This is a genomic window from Schumannella soli (assembly GCF_006517435.1).
In the GTDB taxonomy this organism is placed as follows: Bacteria; Actinomycetota; Actinomycetes; order Actinomycetales; family Microbacteriaceae; genus Schumannella; species Schumannella soli.
Map to the genome: position 1 here is coordinate 1 of NZ_VHQG01000010.1, position 359 is coordinate 359.

The 359-nt window shown below is 66.9% G+C and carries 1 protein-coding gene; it reads right to left on the reverse strand.

Going from position 1 to position 359, the window contains the following annotated elements:
• Positions 1-359: aldehyde dehydrogenase family protein (locus FJ657_RS16930; protein ID WP_141164911.1), on the reverse strand; the 359-nt coding region annotated here is incomplete at both ends.

Here is a 359-nt window from a genome sequence, read left to right on the forward strand (position 1 = left end):
GCGTCGGGGAGGACGAGCATGTGGTTCTTCGCACCGCCGAGCGCCTGAACCCGCTTGCCGTTGCGAGCGGCGGTCTCGTAGATGTACTGCGCGATCGGCGTCGAGCCCACGAACGAGATGCTGCGGACCTCGGGGGCGTTCAGCAGACCATCGACCGCGAGCTTGTCACCCTGGAGGACGTTGAAGACACCGTCCGGGAGGCCGGCCTCCTTCCACAGCTCCGCCAGCCAGAGCGCCGCCGACGGGTCCTTCTCGCTCGGCTTCAGGATCACCGTGTTGCCCGCCGCGATCGCGATCGGGAAGAACCACAACGGCACCATCGCCGGGAAGTTGAACGGCGAGATGATCCCGACAACGCC